This is a genomic window from Reella acinonychis, assembly GCF_052384575.1.
Lineage (GTDB): Bacteria > Pseudomonadota > Gammaproteobacteria > Enterobacterales > Pasteurellaceae > JBQSUQ01.
The window spans coordinates 46,761-65,744 of the sequence record NZ_JBQSUQ010000016.1; the positions used below are offsets into that span (position 1 = coordinate 46,761).

General features: G+C 37.7%; 17 protein-coding genes and 1 tRNA gene. 6 read left to right on the top strand and 12 right to left on the bottom strand.

Features of this window, described 5'->3' with window-relative positions; translation table 11 throughout:
• Window positions 1-200: 200 nt before the first annotated feature.
• From sucA to sucD, 4 genes are read left to right on the top strand one after another with little or no spacing between them, the layout of a single operon-like run.
• Complete coding sequence (sucA, locus tag ACT2CV_RS08220) at window positions 201-3,020, top strand: 2-oxoglutarate dehydrogenase E1 component (RefSeq protein ID WP_464972350.1); 2,820 nt, start codon at window positions 201-203, stop codon at window positions 3,018-3,020.
• A gap of 18 nt (window positions 3,021-3,038) precedes the next feature.
• Window positions 3,039-4,262 carry a 2-oxoglutarate dehydrogenase complex dihydrolipoyllysine-residue succinyltransferase gene (odhB, locus tag ACT2CV_RS08225; RefSeq protein ID WP_464972351.1) on the top strand — a complete coding sequence of 408 codons (1,224 nt, stop codon included), beginning with the start codon at window positions 3,039-3,041 and terminating at the stop codon, window positions 4,260-4,262.
• Window positions 4,263-4,298: 36 nt separating this feature from the next.
• Window positions 4,299-5,459 (top strand): ADP-forming succinate--CoA ligase subunit beta, encoded by a 1,161-nt coding sequence (gene sucC / locus ACT2CV_RS08230; RefSeq protein WP_464972352.1) that lies wholly within the window; start codon window positions 4,299-4,301, stop codon window positions 5,457-5,459.
• An 8-nt stretch (window positions 5,460-5,467) separates the two neighbouring features.
• Entirely contained in the window at window positions 5,468-6,337 is an 870-nt protein-coding gene (gene sucD / locus ACT2CV_RS08235; RefSeq protein WP_464972353.1) for a succinate--CoA ligase subunit alpha, read from the top strand.
• 98 nt (window positions 6,338-6,435) lie between these two features.
• Here the strand turns inward: sucD and ACT2CV_RS08240 are convergent.
• From ACT2CV_RS08240 to ACT2CV_RS08270, 7 genes are all read right to left on the bottom strand, one after another.
• Window positions 6,436-6,521 (bottom strand) — tRNA-Leu (locus ACT2CV_RS08240).
• A 12-nt stretch (window positions 6,522-6,533) separates the two neighbouring features.
• Window positions 6,534-6,878: a preprotein translocase subunit SecG gene (gene secG / locus ACT2CV_RS08245; RefSeq protein WP_464972354.1), complete on the bottom strand. Its 345-nt coding sequence runs from the start codon at window positions 6,876-6,878 to the stop codon at window positions 6,534-6,536.
• Between the two features lie 100 nt (window positions 6,879-6,978).
• Window positions 6,979-8,919: a DNA topoisomerase III gene (locus ACT2CV_RS08250; protein WP_464972355.1), complete on the bottom strand. Its 1,941-nt coding sequence runs from the start codon at window positions 8,917-8,919 to the stop codon at window positions 6,979-6,981.
• A 69-nt stretch (window positions 8,920-8,988) separates the two neighbouring features.
• Window positions 8,989-9,273 (bottom strand): YciI family protein, encoded by a 285-nt coding sequence (locus ACT2CV_RS08255; RefSeq protein WP_464972356.1) that lies wholly within the window; start codon window positions 9,271-9,273, stop codon window positions 8,989-8,991.
• Between the two features lie 13 nt (window positions 9,274-9,286).
• Window positions 9,287-9,742, bottom strand: a complete 456-nt coding sequence (yciA, locus tag ACT2CV_RS08260) for an acyl-CoA thioester hydrolase YciA (protein ID WP_464972357.1) — start codon at window positions 9,740-9,742, stop codon at window positions 9,287-9,289.
• A gap of 3 nt (window positions 9,743-9,745) precedes the next feature.
• Window positions 9,746-10,279 (bottom strand): septation protein A, encoded by a 534-nt coding sequence (locus tag ACT2CV_RS08265; protein ID WP_464972358.1) that lies wholly within the window; start codon window positions 10,277-10,279, stop codon window positions 9,746-9,748.
• Window positions 10,280-11,059: a hypothetical protein gene (locus tag ACT2CV_RS08270; RefSeq protein WP_464972359.1), complete on the bottom strand. Its 780-nt coding sequence runs from the start codon at window positions 11,057-11,059 to the stop codon at window positions 10,280-10,282.
• 261 nt (window positions 11,060-11,320) lie between these two features.
• Here ACT2CV_RS08270 and ACT2CV_RS08275 point away from each other — a divergent pair, with 261 nt between their 5' ends.
• The gene (locus ACT2CV_RS08275) at window positions 11,321-11,962 is read left to right on the top strand and encodes an OmpW family outer membrane protein (RefSeq protein WP_464973999.1); all 642 of its coding nucleotides are present in this window, start codon (window positions 11,321-11,323) and stop codon (window positions 11,960-11,962) included.
• A gap of 90 nt (window positions 11,963-12,052) precedes the next feature.
• Here ACT2CV_RS08275 and argA read toward each other — a convergent pair whose 3' ends face one another.
• The 5 genes from argA to potA all read right to left on the bottom strand — a co-directional run bounded on the left by argA (window position 12,053) and on the right by potA (window position 17,428).
• The gene (gene argA, locus ACT2CV_RS08280) at window positions 12,053-13,366 is read right to left on the bottom strand and encodes an amino-acid N-acetyltransferase (RefSeq protein ID WP_464972360.1); all 1,314 of its coding nucleotides are present in this window, start codon (window positions 13,364-13,366) and stop codon (window positions 12,053-12,055) included.
• A gap of 155 nt (window positions 13,367-13,521) precedes the next feature.
• Window positions 13,522-14,571, bottom strand: a complete 1,050-nt coding sequence (locus tag ACT2CV_RS08285) for an extracellular solute-binding protein (RefSeq protein ID WP_464972361.1) — start codon at window positions 14,569-14,571, stop codon at window positions 13,522-13,524.
• A 133-nt stretch (window positions 14,572-14,704) separates the two neighbouring features.
• The gene (gene potC / locus ACT2CV_RS08290) at window positions 14,705-15,475 is read right to left on the bottom strand and encodes a spermidine/putrescine ABC transporter permease PotC (RefSeq protein ID WP_464972362.1); all 771 of its coding nucleotides are present in this window, start codon (window positions 15,473-15,475) and stop codon (window positions 14,705-14,707) included.
• Window positions 15,475-16,332 (bottom strand): spermidine/putrescine ABC transporter permease PotB, encoded by an 858-nt coding sequence (gene potB, locus ACT2CV_RS08295; protein ID WP_464972363.1) that lies wholly within the window; start codon window positions 16,330-16,332, stop codon window positions 15,475-15,477. The genes potC and potB overlap by 1 nt, the downstream gene beginning before the upstream one ends.
• Window positions 16,316-17,428 carry a spermidine/putrescine ABC transporter ATP-binding protein PotA gene (gene potA, locus ACT2CV_RS08300; RefSeq protein ID WP_464972364.1) on the bottom strand — a complete coding sequence of 371 codons (1,113 nt, stop codon included), beginning with the start codon at window positions 17,426-17,428 and terminating at the stop codon, window positions 16,316-16,318. The genes potB and potA overlap by 17 nt, the downstream gene beginning before the upstream one ends.
• 303 nt (window positions 17,429-17,731) lie before the next feature.
• Here potA and pepT point away from each other — a divergent pair, with 303 nt between their 5' ends.
• Window positions 17,732-18,970, top strand: coding sequence for a peptidase T (gene pepT, locus ACT2CV_RS08305; protein WP_464972365.1), 1,239 nt, complete (start codon window positions 17,732-17,734; stop codon window positions 18,968-18,970).
• The last annotated feature ends 14 nt before the right edge of the window (window positions 18,971-18,984 follow it).

The window sequence follows — 18,984 nt, forward strand, 5'->3', positions numbered from 1 at the left end:
ATATAACGCTATTTTGTTGCTTTTGTCGCTATAATTTCTAAAAAAATAATGTAAAAAAATTGTTAAATCATGAAAATTGTGAGATAGATCAAGTTTTTTAATCGCGATTGAATATAAAAGTGCGGTGTAAATTAGAGAGAATTTTCAAAACAGAAATTCTATGTATAATAAGAAGTTCAAGGGTAATCAGGTAACAAACTATGCAAAATACGTCACTTCAACAATGGTTAGCGCAGAGTGCATTGGCGGGCGGAAATCAATCCTATATTGAAGCGCTTTATGAAGATTATTTACAAGATCCAACTTCTGTTGAAGAAAGTTGGTGTCGTATTTTTGATTCTTGGCAAAAAGAGACCGCACTTTTAGCGCAATCTACATCACAAGAGCAAGCTCATTCACCTGTTAGAGATTATTTTCGTCGTTTAGCACGTGAGAAATCACCCCATGGCGTGAAGGTTATCGATCCTAATGTCAGCAAACGTTTGGTCAAAGTGTTGCAATGGGTAAATGGGCACCGCAATCGAGGGCATTTACACGCGAATTTGGATCCCCTATGTTTGCGTCCTCAAACGGAAGCGCCTACCCTGGATTATCGTTTTTATGGTTTTACCGATGATGATTTAGACGAAGTTTTTGATATCGGTGGCTATGTTTTTGGTAAAGATAAAATTACCTTAAGAGAATTGGGGATTGCATTAAAGAAAACCTATTGCGATACCATCGGTTTAGAATTTATGCACGTCAATGATCTTGAAGCGCGTACTTGGCTGCAAAAACGTTTAGAAAATTGGCGAAATGGACCGCACTTTACCTCTCAAGAACAACACAAATTATTACAAGAACTGACTGCCGCTGATGGCTTAGAACGTTATCTTGGCGCCAAATTCCCCGGAGCAAAACGCTTTTCATTAGAAGGCAGTGATGCCTTTATTCCGTTGATGAAAGAAATGATTCGTCATGGACGTAAGCAAGGCATTACTGAAATAGTGATGGGTATGGCACACCGTGGTCGCCTTAATATGTTGGTTAATGTCTTGGGTAAACGTCCTGCGGAATTATTTGATGAATTTGCAGGAAAACATCATGGCAATGGTACGGGAGATGTGAAATATCATCAGGGATTTTCCTCTGATTTTATGACGGAAGATGGATTAATTCATTTGGCTTTGGCATTTAACCCTTCCCATTTAGAAATTGTAAGTCCCGTTGTGCAAGGATCGGTGCGTGCACGTCAAAAGCGTATTAAGGATGCTGATTACACAAAAGTATTACCTATTTCTATACATGGCGATAGTGCTGTTATTGGACAAGGGGTTGTGCAAGAAACCTTAAATATGTCGGCGGCACGAGGTTATGAAGTCGGTGGTACTATTCGAGTGGTCATCAATAACCAAATTGGTTTTACGACCTCAAATCCAAAAGATACGCGTTCGACAGAATATTGTACGGATATCGCTAAAATGATTGAGGCGCCAGTCATTCATGTAAATGGTGATGATCCTGAAGCAGTGGCTTATGCTGCTCGTATGGCGGTGGAATTTCGTACCTTATTTAAACGCGATATTTTTATTGATCTCGTGTCATATCGTCGTCATGGGCATAATGAGGCAGATGAACCTTCTGCAACCCAGCCCATTATGTACGAAAAAATTAAAAAGCACCCAACACCTCGACAAGTGTATGCGGATCGGCTGATTAAAGAAGGGGTGATTAGCGTTGAACAAGCTATTGAATTAGTTAATGATTATCGTGATGCTTTAGATCGTGGTGATTGTGTGGTGTCTGAATGGCGTGAGATGGATACCGAAACAATGGATTGGTCAAAATTCTTAACACAAGAATGGAGTAGCGAATTTGATAGCCATTTTGATGCAAAACGTTTTGAAGATTTAGCCTTAAGAATTGCCTCATATCCCGAAACACATCCTGTAAATGCTCGTGTTGAAAAAATCTATACTGATCGCGTTGCTATGGCAAAAGGCGAAAAATTATTAGATTGGGGCATGGCGGAAACCATGGCATATGCCACTTTATTAGATGAAGGGCATCACATTCGTTTATCAGGTGAAGATGCTGGACGTGGAACCTTCTTCCATCGTCATGCTGTCTTACATAGCTTAAAAGATGGCACGACATATATTCCGCTCAGACATTTACACAATGGACAAGGGCGTTTTGAAGTATGGGATTCGGTACTTTCTGAAGAAGCTGTATTGGCATTTGAATATGGTTATGCCACCGCTGCACCAAGAACATTAACCATTTGGGAAGCTCAATTTGGTGATTTTGCCAACGGTGCACAAGTGGTTATCGATCAGTTTATCAGTTCGGGAGAACAAAAATGGGGCAGAATGTGTGGCTTGGTGTTATTGTTACCTCATGGCTATGAAGGGCAAGGACCAGAACATTCTTCGGCACGTTTAGAGCGTTATTTACAACTTTGTGCACAGCAGAATATGCAAGTGTGTGTGCCTTCAACGCCCGCTCAAATTTATCATTTATTGCGCCGTCAAATGTTGCGTAAAGTGCGCCGACCGTTAATTGTGATTTCGCCAAAATCCTTATTGCGTCATCCATTAGCCGTATCGTCATTGCAAGAGCTAACACATGGACATTTCCAAAATGTGATTGATGAAATTGAGCCACTTGATCCAACCTTAGTAAAACGTGTTATTCTCTGTTCTGGAAAAGTTTATTATGATTTATTAGAACAGCGACGCAATAATGGGCAAACGGATGTGGCAATCATTCGCTTGGAGCAACTTTATCCTTATCCACTAGACGAAGTGCGGTCTATTTTAGCGAAGTTTTCTCATGTGAAAGACTATGTTTGGTGCCAAGAAGAGCCGCTCAACCAAGGCGCTTGGTATTGTCGTCAGCATCGTTTCTTACAAAGTATTCCAGAAGACGCTAAATTACGCTATGTTGGCAGACCGGCCTCGGCATCGCCTGCTGTTGGTTATATGTCGTTGCACCAAAAACAACAACAAACCTTAATTGATGAAGCACTAACGTTATAAAAATAAAAGGAACACAATATGAGCCAGTTAGATATTCTTACTCCTGTTTTACCTGAAAGTGTTGCCGATGCAACGGTTGTGAAATGGCATAAAAACGTTGGCGATAAGGTGAGTCGTGATGAAATTTTAGCGGAAATTGAAACAGATAAAATTGTTTTAGAGATTGTTGCTTCAGAAGATGGTGTATTAGAAAGTATTCAACAGGCGGAAGGTGCAACAGTTGTCAGCAATCAGGTGCTAGCGAAATTAAGCACAGTGGCTATGATTGGTTCACAAACGAAAGATGTGATAAAAGCACCTGAATTAACACCTGCTGAACGTTATAATGGTGCGTTAACGCATTCATCAGAGCAGGATCATCATAATGATCTCAGTCCTGGTGTGCGTCGTTTAATTGCAGAACATGAGTTGAATATTGATAATATTCAAGGCTCTGGCGTGGGTGGTCGTATTACGCGTGAAGATATTAACCAGGCCATTAGTCAAGCTCAGACGATGCAAAGTGCGGTGCAAATTGAGCAAGATTTTTCTGCCGCAGATTTGCGTACAGAAAAACGTGTTCCGATGACCAGATTACGTAAGCGTGTTGCGGAGCGATTATTGGAAGTAAAAAATAACACAGCAATGCTCACCACCTTCAATGAAGTCGATATGCAACCTATTATGCAGCTACGCAAACAATATGGTGAAAAATTTGAAAAACGCCATGGCGTTAGATTAGGTTTTATGTCATTTTATGTGAAAGCGGTTGTGGAAGCTTTGAAACGCTACCCTGAAATTAATGCTTGTATTGATGGTGATGATATTGTTTATCACAATTATTTTGATATTAGCATTGCGGTTTCTACGCCTCGTGGCTTGGTTACGCCAGTATTACGCAATTGCGATCAGCTCAGTATGGCAGAGATTGAAAAAGCCATTAAAACATTGGCGGAAAAAGGACAAAATGGTAAATTGAGTGTAGAAGAATTAACGGGCGGCAATTTTACCATCACCAATGGTGGTGTATTTGGCTCCTTGATGTCAACGCCAATTATTAATCCACCACAAAGTGCGATTTTGGGTATGCATACCATTAAAGAACGCCCAATTGCTTTGGATGGACAAGTGGTCATTCGTCCTATGATGTATTTGGCATTATCCTATGATCACCGTATTATTGATGGACGAGAAAGTGTCGGCGCGTTAGTTGCCATTAAAGAATTACTTGAGGATCCAACAAGATTGTTATTGGATATTTAATTAGCAAATCAATTTTTATTTTAACGGAAAGCAAGAATGAATTTACATGAATATCAAGCAAAACAATTATTTCGCCAATATGGCTTGCCGGTAAGTGAAGGTTATGCTTGTCAATCTGTTGAGCAAGCTTTAGAAGCCGTTGGCAAATTAGGTGGCTCGCAATGGGTTGCCAAATGTCAGGTACATGCTGGTGGTAGAGGCAAAGCGGGTGGTGTGAAAGTTGTCAAATCAGCTCAAGAAGTGCGGTCTTTTTTTGAACAGTTTTTAGGGGAACATCTTGTTACTTTTCAAACAGATGAAAAAGGTCAGCTTGTGAATAGCATTTATATTGAAGGCTGCGCAGATGTCAAAAAAGAGCTGTATTTAAGTGCGATTGTGGATCGTAGCTCGCAACGTGTTGTATTTATGGCATCAACAGAAGGCGGCATGGACATAGAAGAAGTCGCAGAAAAAACACCGCACTTACTGCATCAAGTTGCTATTGATCCTATTGTTGGCGCACAAGATTATCAGGGCAGAGAGCTTGCTTTTAAATTAGGGTTAGTTGGTAAACAAATTTCGCAATTTACACAGATTTTTACAAATCTTGCGCGTTTATTCATGCAAAAAGACCTCAATTTAGTCGAAATTAATCCGCTAGTTATTTTATCGAACGACGATTTACATTGTTTAGATGCAAAAATTGTAGTAGATAGCAATGCATTATTTCGCCATGCAGATCTCAAAGCTATGCAAGATTTTACACAAGAAGATGCGCGTGAAGCAGAAGCAGAAAACCTGAATTTGAGCTATGTATCCCTTGAAGGAAATATTGGTTGCATGGTGAATGGTGCAGGTCTTGCAATGGGAACGATGGATATTATCCAACATTATGGTGGAGCGCCAGCTAACTTCCTCGATGTTGGTGGAAGTGCTACAAAAGAGCGTGTTGCGGCGGCATTTAAAATTATTTCATCGGATAAAAATGTTAAAGCCATTTTGGTCAATATTTTTGGTGGCATTGTGCGTTGCGATTTAATTGCAGAGGGAATTATAGCCGCTGTTAATGAAGTAGGGCTTTCTCTCCCTGTTGTTGTTCGTTTAGAGGGCAATAATGCAGAGTTAGGGCGTAAAATTCTAGCAGAAACTAATTTGAATATTATTGCGGCTAAAGGATTAGCTAATGCAGCAGAACAAGCCGTAAATGCAGTGAAATAAGGAGCCGTATGTCAATTTTAATTAATAAACAAACCAAAGTGATTTGCCAAGGTTTTACTGGTGGACAAGGTACATTTCACAGCGAACAAGCATTAGCGTATGGCACGAATTTAGTTGGTGGCGTTTCTCCAGGTAAAGGTGGCAGAGTTCATCTTGGTTTGCCCGTATTTAACACTGTAAAAGAAGCGGTTGCAGAAACAGGTGCAACTGCAACTATGATTTATGTGCCGGCCCCTTTTTGTAAAGATGCGATTTTAGAAGCGATTGATGCGGGTATTCAGCTCATCGTTTGTATCACAGAAGGTATTCCAACTTTAGATATGTTACAGGTTAAACAAAAGTTAAACCAAACTGGCGTGTTTATGATTGGACCAAACTGCCCAGGCATTATTACGCCTGATGAATGTAAAATCGGTATTATGCCTGCGAATATTCACAAAAAAGGACGAGTAGGCATTGTTTCACGTTCAGGCACATTAACTTACGAAGCGGTATTACAAAGCACTGAAGAAGGATTTGGGCAATCCACTTGTGTTGGTATCGGTGGCGATCCAATTTCAGGCTCAAGTTTTATTGATATCCTACGCCTATTTGAACAAGATCCCGAAACGGAAGCAGTAGTGATGATTGGTGAAATCGGCGGATCCGCAGAAGAAGAGGCGGCTGAATTTATTAAAAATTATATTACCAAACCAGTAGTGAGTTATATTGCCGGTATTTCTGCTCCAGTAGGAAAACGCATGGGGCATGCTGGCGCAATTATAAATGGTGGCAAGGGGACGGCTAAAGATAAAATTAGAGCATTAAAAGATGCTGGAGTTATTGTCGTGGAAAGCTTGGCTGATATAGGAAAAGCATTAAGAACCGTATTAAAGTAAAAGCGCGGTGAATTTTCAGCACTTTTTGAATATCCCTCATTTGAGGGATATTTTTTGTGAGCAATAAAAAACCTAGCTGAATGCTAGGTTTATAGGGTTGGTGCTCTGAGCGAGACTTGAACTCGCACGTCCTATGGACACTACCCCCTCAAGATAGCGTGTCTACCAATTCCACCATCAGAGCGTTTAATTCTTTTTATTGTGGGATATCTGCGTTTTTATTTTCTAATACTGGTGCAACTTCTTTTTGTTGTTGCATTTTTTCTGCTGCTTGTGATAAATCGTCGAATTTACCTTGGGTTACATTGCCACGATGTGAATTTAAGTTACCAATAGCAATACTTGTAACAAAAAATACAATAGCAAGAATGCCAGTTAAACGAGATAAGAAATTACCTGAACCTGCAGAACCGAAAACTGTACCTGAAGCACCACCGCCAAAAGAAGCACCTGCATCAGCGCCTTTTCCTTGTTGGATTAAAATTAATCCAATCATGATGATAGATACAATTAAATAAACAAATAATAATGCGTTATACATTCTAAATTCTTCTCTGCTAGGATTTGTAATCAATAAAACGTGGCGATATTACCGAATATTCATTGGTGAATCAAGTGATTTTTGCGTACTTGCTGAAAATCTAAGCGGAATTCACCGCACTTTTGGATTTTTTACCTGTTGTTTTTATTGGTTTTTTATTTTTGTTAGTGTTGTTTTGGTTAGCGATTTGGCTTAGTTGTCGTAAAGCTGAAAAATTGACGAAGCGAACCAAATCAGGCAACATTTGGGTGAGTTGATACATAAACTGTTGATAACTCATTTCTTTTTTGCTTATTCCATTAAGTTGCGCTTCCCAATGAGCAGTCATATCAGGTAAGGTTGCAATGTCAGGCAAGGCTTGAATTAGAATTCTTCCTGCTTCTGTACTATGGATATTCCGTCCTTTTTTGTATAGAAATCCACGTTTAAACAGTAATTCAATAATGCCTGCACGCGTTGCTTCTGTGCCAAGTCCGTCGGTTTCTCGAAGGATTTTTTTTAATTCTTTATCTTGCACAAAACGAGCAATGCCTGTCATTGCGGACAATAAAGTGGCGTCTGTAAAAGGTTTGGGCGGTTGCGTTTTTTTACTGACAATTTCGCCTTGCTGACAAAAGAGCATTTGTCCTTTTTTTACTACAGGTAAAGCTGGATCTAATTGTTGATCCTCATCTTCTTTCCCCCATAATGTTTTCCAACCTGCAATCTGTAAATTTCTAGCTTGAGCAATGAAAGTGCCGCCTGCAATTTTGAGTGTGATTTTGCTTTTACGATATTCAGCATCAGGGCAGAATTGCAATAAATATTGTCGAGCAATTAATTCGTAAATATTGCGTTCCGCTAAGCTTAATTGTGCAGAGCGAGTAAGTGCGGTTGGGATAATTGCGTGGTGTGCTTCGACTTTTTTATCATTCCAACAACGGTTTTTTTGTTCTGGATTAACCACTTGCGGCATTGTTTGGTAGTTTGAACTGTGCACAGAAATTGCTTTCATAACCGCAAAGCGATCAGCATAATGTTCGGTCGGTAAATAACGGCAATCGGAACGTGGATAAGTAATTAATTTATGTTTTTCATACAAATTTTGGCAAGTATCTAGTACATCTTGCGCTGACATACCAAAGCGTTTGGCAGCGTCAATTTGTAATGCAGATAAAGAATAGGGTAAGGGGGCGGTTTCTTTTTCTCTCTTATCTTCGTAATCGGTGACTTCTGCAGGTTGTTGAGAAATGCGTTTGACCACGTTTTCAGCTAGGGCTTGAGAAAGTACACGTCCATCTTCATCTTGATAGTCTTCACAGGCTTTGCTTGGCTGCCAAAGTGCGGTGAAAATAACCGCACTTTTTTCATCGGCAGAGATATTGGCAACAACCTCAAAGAAATCTTTTGGTTGGAAATTCTCTATTTCAAGATCGCGCCGTACGATAAGTCCCAATACAGGAGTTTGTACTCTGCCAACAGACAATACGCCATTGTAGCCAGCTTGTCGTCCACGAATGGTATAAGCGCGAGTCATATTTATACCATACAACCAATCTGCTCTTGCGCGCGCTAATGCCGATGTGGCAAGCGGAATGAAGTTACGATTCGGTTGTAATTTTTTGATTGCTTTTTCTACCGCACTTGGATTGAGATCGCTAATTAGGCAGCGTTGGATTTGATCACGTTTATCTGCTGATAAATTGGCGTGACTGAAAACTTCATCAACAAGCAGTTGACCTTCTCTATCAGGGTCTCCTGCATTCACTAATACTTCGGCTTGATGAATCAGTTTTTCCACAATATTGAGTTGTTTTGTCACTTCTTTACGCGGAATTAATTGCCATTTCTCTGGAACAATAGGCAAATGTTCTAGTCGCCATTGCTTAAAATTAGGATTATAGGCATCAGGCTCTGCTTGCTCTAAGAGGTGACCAACACACCAGGTGACATAATCATTTTCGCCACAACGGATAAAACCGTCACCTCGTTGGTGAGGTTTGGGCAATACGTCGGCAATAGCGCGAGCGAGACTGGGTTTTTCGGCAATAAAAAGTCGCATAAAGTTAAAATAATGAAAACAAGATTTCTATGAGCTATAAAAATCTTGTTTTTACTGTGAGAACGGTAATTAAAATACTTTTTTGAATGGTTTGATAATCACTTCGCCATAAACGCCAGCATCAACATAAGGATCTTGTTTCGCCCATTGTTGAGCTTGTTGTAAGGATTCAAATTTTGCAATCACTGTTGAACCAGTTATGGAACTACCATCTTCACTCGGATTTGGTCCTGCGGTTAATAAACGATCTTCGGCTTTTAATTGTTCCAAACGTGAAAGATGTTGAGGACGTACAGCTAAGCGTTGTTCTAATGTGTTTGGATTATCTTGTGCAAAAATAACATAGTATTCCATTGCCTTTCTCCTTTTATAATGACATTTGGCTTAATGCTTGTTCTAACTCTGGGTTATCTTCTCTTGGTACTATTCTTGGTTTACCGTTGCTATCAATGGCAACATATGTGAATAGCGCTTCTGTTACACAAGTGCGTTCACGCGAGCCTTGGAACACTTTTTTAATCCAGACTTCTACTTTTACTTGCATTGAGCTTCGACCAATATTCACTAATTGTCCGTAGCAACATACTACATCTCCCACCGCAATAGGATGAAGGAAAGTCATTTTATCTACACAAACTGTTACAACTCGACCTTTGGCAATTTCCTTCGCTAAAATTGCACCGCCCATATCCATTTGTGACATTATCCAACCACCAAAAATATCGCCATTAGCATTGGTATCTGATGGCATTGCTAATGTTCTTAGCAATAATGAACCCTTAGGTTGACGGTGTTCATTTTCATTTGATAGCGTACAGCTCATAAATTACTCCTTATCTTGCGGAAGATAACGATAAATATAAAGTCCAGTGATAATCGTTGCAACTAAAGTCATCGCAATTAAGCCAAATGATTTAAACCCAACCCAGTATTCACTGTGGAAAACGCTGATATATATATTGGTCAGCATGCAAAGAATAAAGAAAAATGCCCAGCCTAAATTTAAGCGATTCCACACCGCAGTTGGTAATTGAATTTCTTTACCGAGTAATTTTTGGATCAATGGGGTTTTAAATACAAACTGACCAATTAATAAGACAGCGGCAAACAGAGCATTAATTAATGTGACTTTCCATTGCAAATATTTAATATCATCAAAATAAGCAGTCAGCAAACCAAAGAAGACAACAGACCCACCTAGAATGATTTGCTGTTTTTCGATTTTTTTATATTTTAATTTTAAGATTAGCATTTGAATCATTGTGGCAATAACCAGTACGATTGCCGCTTCTCTTATGCCTGCTAATTTATATACCACAAAGAATAAAATCAGTGGGATAAATTCTAAAAGTTGTTTCATTTATGATGCCTTTTGCGTGAAAACTTGATAGAAACGATAGCTAAATACCATTAAAAAGAGGTTGAGAGCAGAAGTGAGGACGACTGCTAAAATCATCATCACTTCATTACGAGCTAATAATGCAATTTGCGCATTCAATATAGTAGCAAGAAAATAGTTGATGACACAGTAAAAAAATAAGGATGAATAGCCTTTCTTACCTAATTGAAAATTCACTTTTAACGTATTTCTAAAGGAAGAATTATTACTTAAATAAGCAATTGGGGATAAACAAAGACGGATTGCTAACCAGCTGGCGATAATAACCAAAATTAATGCTGGAAGTGGTGATATTGGTTCAACCCCTTGAAATAGATGGCTAAGTACAGCAGTTGCTAAGTAAACAATGCTGATTAATACAGGAATTAAAATCATGAGCGCCATGATGATGGCTCCCAATAAACGAGGTAAATGAGAGATTGCGGTTGGGATAATACCTTGAAACTCACGTTGACTAATTTTATGGACAGTTAATATTCCCCAATAAGAAATAAATAGCCCCACTAAAAATTGAACAACGGTGATTAAGCGGCCATCTGCATTTTGGGTTTGCTGTAATAAAATTTCCATACGTTGTTCTTGAGTTAATGCTTCGGCATTTTCAATAGCAACGGTTGGATGTAATAGGATTGCCATCAATGTATTTAAACTTAAAATAACAAGAAAAGTGATAGAAAATTGGCGCTGATTTTGCAAAAAATGCCAGCTATCTTTGAAAAGTTGCGTGAAATTAATTGGCATAATATCCCTTATAAAATATGGCAAAATTTGGTTGTCTATTATACCTGCTTTGATGGAAAAAGTATAAAAAAGTTAAAATTGATCTATATCAAAAATAAGGTTTTAAGTAAAAAATTAAAAAATAGACAATCAACATTATCTTTTTTTAACTTTTTTATTGTTTTATGATCTCGATCACAGTTTTTGTACTCAAAAAGAAGTATATTTAACTCCACGTTTAATGACGTATATTTTTTGTGGATATTAACTAAGGAGTCTATGATGAAAAAAACAGCTTTAGCATTAGGTTTAGCAGCAGCATTAGTAAGTGGTGCAACAATGGCTCACGAAGCAGGCAGTGTTCTTGTTCGTGCGGGTGGCGTATTAGTTGTGCCTAAAACTTCAAATTCAGATTTATCAATTGGCGGAGCTAAACAAGCTGCACCTTTATCTTTAGATGTGAATTCTAATGCACAATTAGGTTTAACAGCGACTTATATGATCACTGATAACATTGGTGTGGAATTATTAGCCGCAACACCATTTAGCCATAGCATCAAATTAGGTAATACTGTTGTTGCTAAAACTAAACATTTACCACCAAGCTTATATGCACAATATTATTTCTTAGATAAAGATGCGAAAGCACGTCCATATGTAGGTGTTGGTGTGAACTACACTACTTTCTTCAGTGAGAAAGAAGTGTTACCAGGCATGACAAACCTCAAATTAAAAGATTCTTGGGGCGTAGTTGCTAATGCAGGTGTTGATATTAATTTAGCAGATAACTTGTTCTTAAATGCAGCAATGCATTATGCAAAAATCAAAACAACTGCAAAATTTGATTTAGGTGGTGCACCAGTATCACAAAAAGTAAAACTTGACCCAATGGTTTACTTCCTAGGTTTAGGTTACCGTTTCTAATTTCATTTAGAAATGCAAAGCCCTTAATTGAATTAAGGGCTTTTTTGTTGGAAAAATATAAGAAAAGTGCGGTGTGTTTTTTCTTATTTTTTATTGGGATAGATTGAGAATAAGAATTTTAGAACGACGCTGATAGTTATAATTTTCTCTTTTCTCTGTTGGTAAATCTTCCACGTTTGCCATTCTAAAGCCACGTTCTTGGAACCAATGCACTGTTCTTGTGGTTAACACAAATAATTTTTCAATTCCTTGATTGATTGCTCTTTTTTGAATCGCTTCGAGGAGAATATCGCCTCGAGATGAATTTCTGTAATCAGGATGAACTGCAACACAAGCCATTTCTGCCATTTTTTCTTCAGGATAACTATTGAGTGCAGCACAAGCGATAATAACACCATCACGATCAATAATGGTGTATTTTTCAATATCCATTTCTAATTGTTCACGCGAACGTTTTACTAAAATACCTTGTTGTTCAAGCGGATGAATTAATTGAAGTAATCCCGGAATATCGCGAGCTGTTGCAATGCGAATATCTTCTGAATTTTCAATAGAAAGCTGCGTACCCACACCATCACGCGTAAATAGCTCTTGTAATAAAGAACCGTCTTCTTCATAGCTTAATAAATGGGAACGTTTTACTCCTGAACGACAAACATCAATAGCAGCCTGCAAGAAACGTGCTTGGGAACTGTGGTATTCATTTTTTTGAATAAAATGAGTTAAATATTCTTCGGCTTGTTGTGGTAGCAGATCGGAAATGGTTTGTTTTTGTTTGTCCAAAATCCCTTGTGTTGAACTAAAGCCAATTAATTTTTCCGCTTTAATTTTTATCGCCACTTGAGTGGCAATTTCTTCAAAAGGCAGGTTAAAACTTTCGCCTGTAACAGAAGGGGCAACAGGTCCAATTAATACAATGGCATCACGTTCTAATTGTTGTTTGATATTTTCAGTTTCAATGCGGCGTAATTTACCGCTTAATTGATAATCAACTCCATCATCCACACCAATAGGTTGCGCAAGAATGAAATTACTGCTGACCACATTGAGCAATGGTGCGTGAGGTAAACGCATAGAAAGGCGAGAGGTAATATCATAATTTAGCTTGCCTACAGCTTGCTTCACTAAATCAAGGGTTTTGAGATCCGTTATGCGAATATTTTTATGATATTGAGGAACAATACTATGTTGTTGTAATAATTCGTTAATTTGTAAACGAGCACCAAAAACAATAATGAGTTTAATCCCAAGACTATGTAGTAAACGAATATCGTTAATAATATTAATGAAATTAGGGCTTGCAATGGTATCGCCATCAAGCATGATGACAAAGGTTTTGCCTCTGTGCATATTCACATAGGGGGTTGATTGGCGAAACCAATGGACTAACTCAGTACTACGCATAATAAATCCTTATATTTATTCACTAATATTGAATTTATATTCAATTTTATGAATATGCAAGTGAAATTTATGGAAATAGAAAACTTTGTTATTTTACACCGCACTTTTGAGGATAATAAAAAGGCTTTCAATTAAGAAAGCCTTTTGTATAGCAATTATTTTGCTGCTTTTAATTCTTGATAGTATTTTTCGTATAACTCAACCGCTTCACCTACGTCATCTTGCCAGTAAGAATTTTGCAAGATTTCAGCTGTAGGGTAGATTGAAGGATCTTGAGTAATTTCTGTTGGTAATTTAGCTTTTGCTTTTAAGTTAGAGGTTGGGTAACCAATTTCTAACGTTAATTTTTCAGCAGTTGCTTCACCTAACATATAGTTAATTAATTTGTGCGCTGCATCTGAATTTTTTGCATTAGCTGGAATTGCTAATGTATCAACCCATAATACTGGACCTTCTTTTGGGAACACCATGTCGATAGTACCTGGTGCTTCTTTCTTAGCGATACGCACAGAACCATTCCATAATTGACCTAGTTCAACTTCGCCTGCAATAAATGAACTTGCTGGGTTATCAGAGTTGAATGAAAGGACATTTGGACGAAGTTTTAATAATTCTTCGTATGCTGCTTTGATTTCATCTGGATTAGTGGTATTAGGGTTTTTACCTAATTTTAATAATGCAATGTTAAATACTTCGCGAGCATCGTCTAATAATTGTACTTTACCTGCATATTCAGCTTTCCATAAATCACCCCAAGAAGTAAAATCAGAACCTTTATAAGCAGTTGTATTGAATGCAATACCTGGTGCACCTAATAATTGTGGTAAAGAATATTTGTTACCTTTATCGTAATCTTTATTCAACCAATCTGGATCTAATTCTGCAATAACAGGTAATTTGCTGTGATCAAGTTCTTTTAACATACCTTCGCGAGCCATTTTTGACACGAAGTAGTTTGATGGCGCAATAACATCATAGCTATCAGAACCTGCACCTTGTAATTTCACTTTAGCGAACATTGTCTCATTTGATTCAAGACTTGAACGATTCACTTTAATACCAGTTTCTTGAGTAAATTGGTCTAATAGACCATCTGGTACATATTCGGTCCAAGTGTAGAGGTTTACTGTATTCTCTTCACTTGCTACAGCTGGTAATGCAACTGAAATTAGGCCAGCTGCAACAAGACCTGCTAATTTTTTCATTTAGATCATCTCCTGTGATGAATTAATTAAGAGTAAAATCCGTCCTTCTTTTTCTCGAAGAAATAAAAAAACGCCTGACTTCGGTTTAGGGCCTAATGTCCGGCGTTATTTTATGTGTAAATCGTTATTTTGTCTAGGCTTTATCTTTTTTGCCAATTAATTGCGCTAATAAGACAAGAGCAAGAGAAAGCACGATCATAATGGTTGCTAATGCATTGACTTCAGGCGTTACACCAGTTTTTACTAATGAGTAAATCTTGAGTGGTAAGATCTCATAGCTTGCGCCACTTACAAATGAGGATACAACCACATCATCTAATGAAAGTGTAAAGCTTAATAACCAACCTGAAACAATTGCAGGTAACGCTAATGGTAAAATAATTTTACGTAAAATCGTTACTTCACTTGCACCTAAATCTCTTGCTGCTTCTAACATTCTCACATCAAAGCCTTTTAAGCGAGAATAAACACTCACTACAACATAAGGTAAACAGAACGTAATATGTGCTAATAGCAATGACCAAAAGCCTAATGAAATGCCTACCATCATAAATAGCGCTAATAAAGATACTGCCATAACAATATCTGGCGACATCATCACAATAAATAGCATTCCACTTACAGCTTGTTTACCGCGGAATTTGTAACGATAAAGAGCAATAGCGGTTAAGCTACCAATTAATGTTGCAATGGTTGCACCTACAAAAGCGATAACAACAGAATGGATAGCAGATTGAATTAAAGTATCATTATTAAATAAGCGTTCGTACCAGTTCCAGCTAAAACCTTTCCATGACAAACCATAGCGGTCTGTATTAAAAGAGTTGGTAACTAAGATAACAATTGGAATGTACAAATAGGCGTACACAACCAACATAAAGAAACTACGTAGTATGCGACCCATTATTCTAACTCCACTTTCTTATTCAATAATTTATTGGCTTTATAATAAACCATAATTAACAACGCCATTAAAATCGTTAAGCCAATACTAATTGCTGAACCAAATGGCCAGTTACGTGAAATTAAGAATTCACTCTTAATCACGTTACCCACTAATAAGACTTTCGCTCCACCAAGTAAATCGGCTACATAGAACATCCCCATCGCTGGTAGCAATACTAATAAGCAACCAGAGATAATTCCAGGCATAGTCAATGGGATAATAATCTTAATGAAACGTTGGAACGCATTTGCGCCTAAATCTTTTGCCGCTTCAAGTAGGCGAAGATCTAATTTCTCAATAGCAGAGTAGAGCGGTAAGATCATAAATGGTAATAGCAAATACACTAAACCAATAATCACTGCTACTTCAGTATTTAAAATACGAATAGGCTCACTAATCAAACCAATAGAGAGTAAGATTTCGTTTAGTACACCTTTCACGCCAAGAAAGATTTTCATACCATAAATACGGATTAATGAGTTTGTCCAGAATGGAAGTACCAACAAAAACATTAAAAAAGCGCGGTATTTTGGATTTATCTTGGTCATGATAAATGCAAAAGGATAGCCAACCACTAAACATAAAATCGTCGTGATGAGCGACATATACAATGAGTTCCATACCACTTTGCCATACAATGGCTCAAATAAGCGCGTATAGTTCTCAAAGGTAAAAGGTAAGGCATAGAAATTACTACTGTCTTTGCTGAGGAAACTCACAATAAACACCAAAAAGTTTGGTGCAAAAACAAAGAAAATTAACCAAGCAAAGATGATACCAACAGCGAATTTCTGGAACTTATTGGTCGTTTTCATCGTTTAATACAACCTCCCAGCCTTCGTGCCATGTGAGAGCCACTTTTTGACCTAAAGAGTGATCGATATTTGGATCGTCTTCATTAAAGAATTCGCTGACTAATACGTTCATACCATTGTGATCTAAGGTCACATTAGATTCTAATGTCATCCCTTTATAATTACGATCCGCTACGTGCCCAATAATTGCTTTGGAACTTTCATTTTCATCTAGTTCTTCAATCACAATATCTTCAGGACGTAACAAGACTTTTAATTTTTGTCCAGCTTGTACATCAAGTGCGGTGTAAATATCACAAATTCTGCCTTCAACATTGGCACGAACACGTTTTTCATCTTTACGCTCAATCACTGTTGCATCAAAGATATTAATTTCACCGATAAATTTCGCGACGAATAAATTTTTCGGATCTTCATAGATTTCACGCGGTGAACCATCTTGCTGAATATGACCTTTTTTCAGCACAATAATACGATCAGACATCGTCAAGGCTTCTTCTTGGTCATGAGTAACGAAAATAAAGGTAATACCTAATTGACGTTGTAATGATTTCAATTCGTTCTGCATTTTTTTACGCAATTTGTAATCTAATGCAGAGAGTGATTCATCCAGTAATAATACTTTCGGTTTATTTACTACGGCACGCGCGATAGCGATACGTTGTTGTTGACCACCAGAAAGTTGTGCAGGTTTACGATCAGCCATGTCTTCTAACTGAACCATACGCAATGCTTCCATTACACGAGGCTTAATTTCTGCCTCAGATACTTTTTGCATGCGTAAACCAAAAGCCACATTGTCAAAAATTGTCATATGTGGGAACAATGCATAACTTTGGAATACCGTATTAATATGGCGATTTTCAGCAGGAATGTTGGTAACATCTTCGCCATCAATAATGATTTGACCCGCATTCGCTTCTTCAAAACCAGCAATTAAGCGTAAAACGGTGGTTTTACCACAGCCTGAAGGACCTAAAATGGTGACAAATTCACCATGGTTAATGGTTAAGTTAAAGTCATTGATGATAGTGTTATCACCATAAGCTTTTTTAAGCGAGCGTAGCTCAACGATAGGTTTAGTAGTTTTTTCCACTAGCTTTGGTTTTCTCCCTGAAAAACTAAAATGAGATTAGTTTGAATAGAAGCAAAACGCTTATTTGTCAGATAAATAAGCACCGAAATTTCAAACAGTAATGATATAGCTATTACGACTTAATGAAAAGGGAAGAATATCATTTTGTTTAAATAATTTACAGAATCGTATTAATTTTGAACAGTAATAGAAAGTGTTATTTTTATAAAATTTGATTTAGGTAAAAGTGCGGTGTAATTTTTCGTAAAAAATTTGCACCGCACTTTATGTTTTTGCATAATCAATTCCCATAAGGAGAGAATTATGCAAACTTCGCAACAATATTTACTCGAACGTTTTTTAAATTATGTGTCATTTGATACGCAGGCTAAAATCGGTGCCAAAAGTTCGCCAAGTTCTTCAGGACAGTTAAAGTTAGCACAACATTTAGCACAAGAATTACAAGCTATTGGTTTAACTGATATCCAACTTTCTAAACAAGGCGTTTTAACTGCTTATTTAGAAGGCAATGTGCCAAATTCGCCAACAATTGGACTCATTGCACATTTGGATACCTCACCAGATTGCAGTGGCAAAAATGTGAAGCCTGAAGTGATCCAAAATTATCGCGGTGGTGATATAGCTTTAGGCATTGGTGAGGAATTTATTAGCCCCGTTTACTATTCATTTATGCACCAATTAATTGGTAAAACTTTAATTGTTGCGGACGGTACAACTTTATTAGGCGCAGACAATAAAGCTGGAATTGCAGAAATTATCACCGCACTTTCTATTTTAAAAGAGAGCAATCAGCCTCGCTGTCATTTACGCATCGCTTTCACACCAGATGAAGAAATCGGTTTGGGTATGCAACATTTCCCTTTAGAACAATTCGCTTGCGATTGGGCATATACCATTGATGGTGGCGAATTAGGGGAATTGGAATATGAAAATTTCAATGCAGCAAGTGCCACTATTACCTTCGTGGGTCGCAATATTCATCCCGGTTATGCGAAAGGAAAAATGGTGAATGCATTGGCATTAGCTTGTGAATTTCAACAACAGCTTCCAGCGCAGGAAGTACCAGAAAAAACAGAGAATAAACAAGGCTTTTTCCATTTACATCGTTTTTCTGGTGACATTGAACGAGTGGAATTACATTATTTAATTCGTGATTTCGATGCGGAACAATTTGAACAGCGTAAGGCATTTTTGTTAAGCAATGTCGCTCAGTTTAATCAGGAAAAAGGCTTGCTCCATCCAATTCAAATAGAGATTACTGATAGCTATAAAAATATGTATGAGACTGTTAAAAAAGTACCACAAGCTATTGAATTAGCAGATCGTGCTATGCGTGAATGTGGTATTTCACCGCAACATAAAGCAATTCGCGGGGGAACGGACGGAGCTTGGTTAGGCGAGAAGGGATTAGCCTGTCCGAATATTTTTACCGGTGGCTATAATTTCCATAGTAAGCATGAATTAATTTGTTTGGAAAGTATGCAAAGTGCAGTAGAAACGATTGTAAAAATAGCGCAGCTAGCAACGCAACTGTATAAGTAACTTATTGAAAACTA

Bases quoted from the DNA above. Each gene is read 5' to 3' on its own strand.
- ACT2CV_RS08270 (WP_464972359.1), bottom strand. From the start codon at position 11,059: ATGCCAATTAATTTCACGCAACTTTTCAAAGATAGCTGGCATTTTTTG.
- potC (WP_464972362.1), bottom strand. From the start codon at position 15,475: ATGGGTCGCATACTACGTAGTTTCTTTATGTTGGTTGTGTACGCCTAT.
- yciA (WP_464972357.1), bottom strand. From the start codon at position 9,742: ATGAGCTGTACGCTATCAAATGAAAATGAACACCGTCAACCTAAGGGT.
- sucD (WP_464972353.1), top strand. From the start codon at position 5,468: ATGTCAATTTTAATTAATAAACAAACCAAAGTGATTTGCCAAGGTTTT.
- ACT2CV_RS08255 (WP_464972356.1), bottom strand. From the start codon at position 9,273: ATGGAATACTATGTTATTTTTGCACAAGATAATCCAAACACATTAGAA.
- sucA (WP_464972350.1), top strand. From the start codon at position 201: ATGCAAAATACGTCACTTCAACAATGGTTAGCGCAGAGTGCATTGGCG.
- argA (WP_464972360.1), bottom strand. From the start codon at position 13,366: ATGCGTAGTACTGAGTTAGTCCATTGGTTTCGCCAATCAACCCCCTAT.
- secG (WP_464972354.1), bottom strand. From the start codon at position 6,878: ATGTATAACGCATTATTATTTGTTTATTTAATTGTATCTATCATCATG.
- ACT2CV_RS08285 (WP_464972361.1), bottom strand. From the start codon at position 14,571: ATGAAAAAATTAGCAGGTCTTGTTGCAGCTGGCCTAATTTCAGTTGCA.
- pepT (WP_464972365.1), top strand. From the start codon at position 17,732: ATGCAAACTTCGCAACAATATTTACTCGAACGTTTTTTAAATTATGTG.
- odhB (WP_464972351.1), top strand. From the start codon at position 3,039: ATGAGCCAGTTAGATATTCTTACTCCTGTTTTACCTGAAAGTGTTGCC.
- ACT2CV_RS08250 (WP_464972355.1), bottom strand. From the start codon at position 8,919: ATGCGACTTTTTATTGCCGAAAAACCCAGTCTCGCTCGCGCTATTGCC.
- sucC (WP_464972352.1), top strand. From the start codon at position 4,299: ATGAATTTACATGAATATCAAGCAAAACAATTATTTCGCCAATATGGC.
- potB (WP_464972363.1), bottom strand. From the start codon at position 16,332: ATGAAAACGACCAATAAGTTCCAGAAATTCGCTGTTGGTATCATCTTT.
- ACT2CV_RS08275 (WP_464973999.1), top strand. From the start codon at position 11,321: ATGAAAAAAACAGCTTTAGCATTAGGTTTAGCAGCAGCATTAGTAAGT.
- ACT2CV_RS08265 (WP_464972358.1), bottom strand. From the start codon at position 10,279: ATGAAACAACTTTTAGAATTTATCCCACTGATTTTATTCTTTGTGGTA.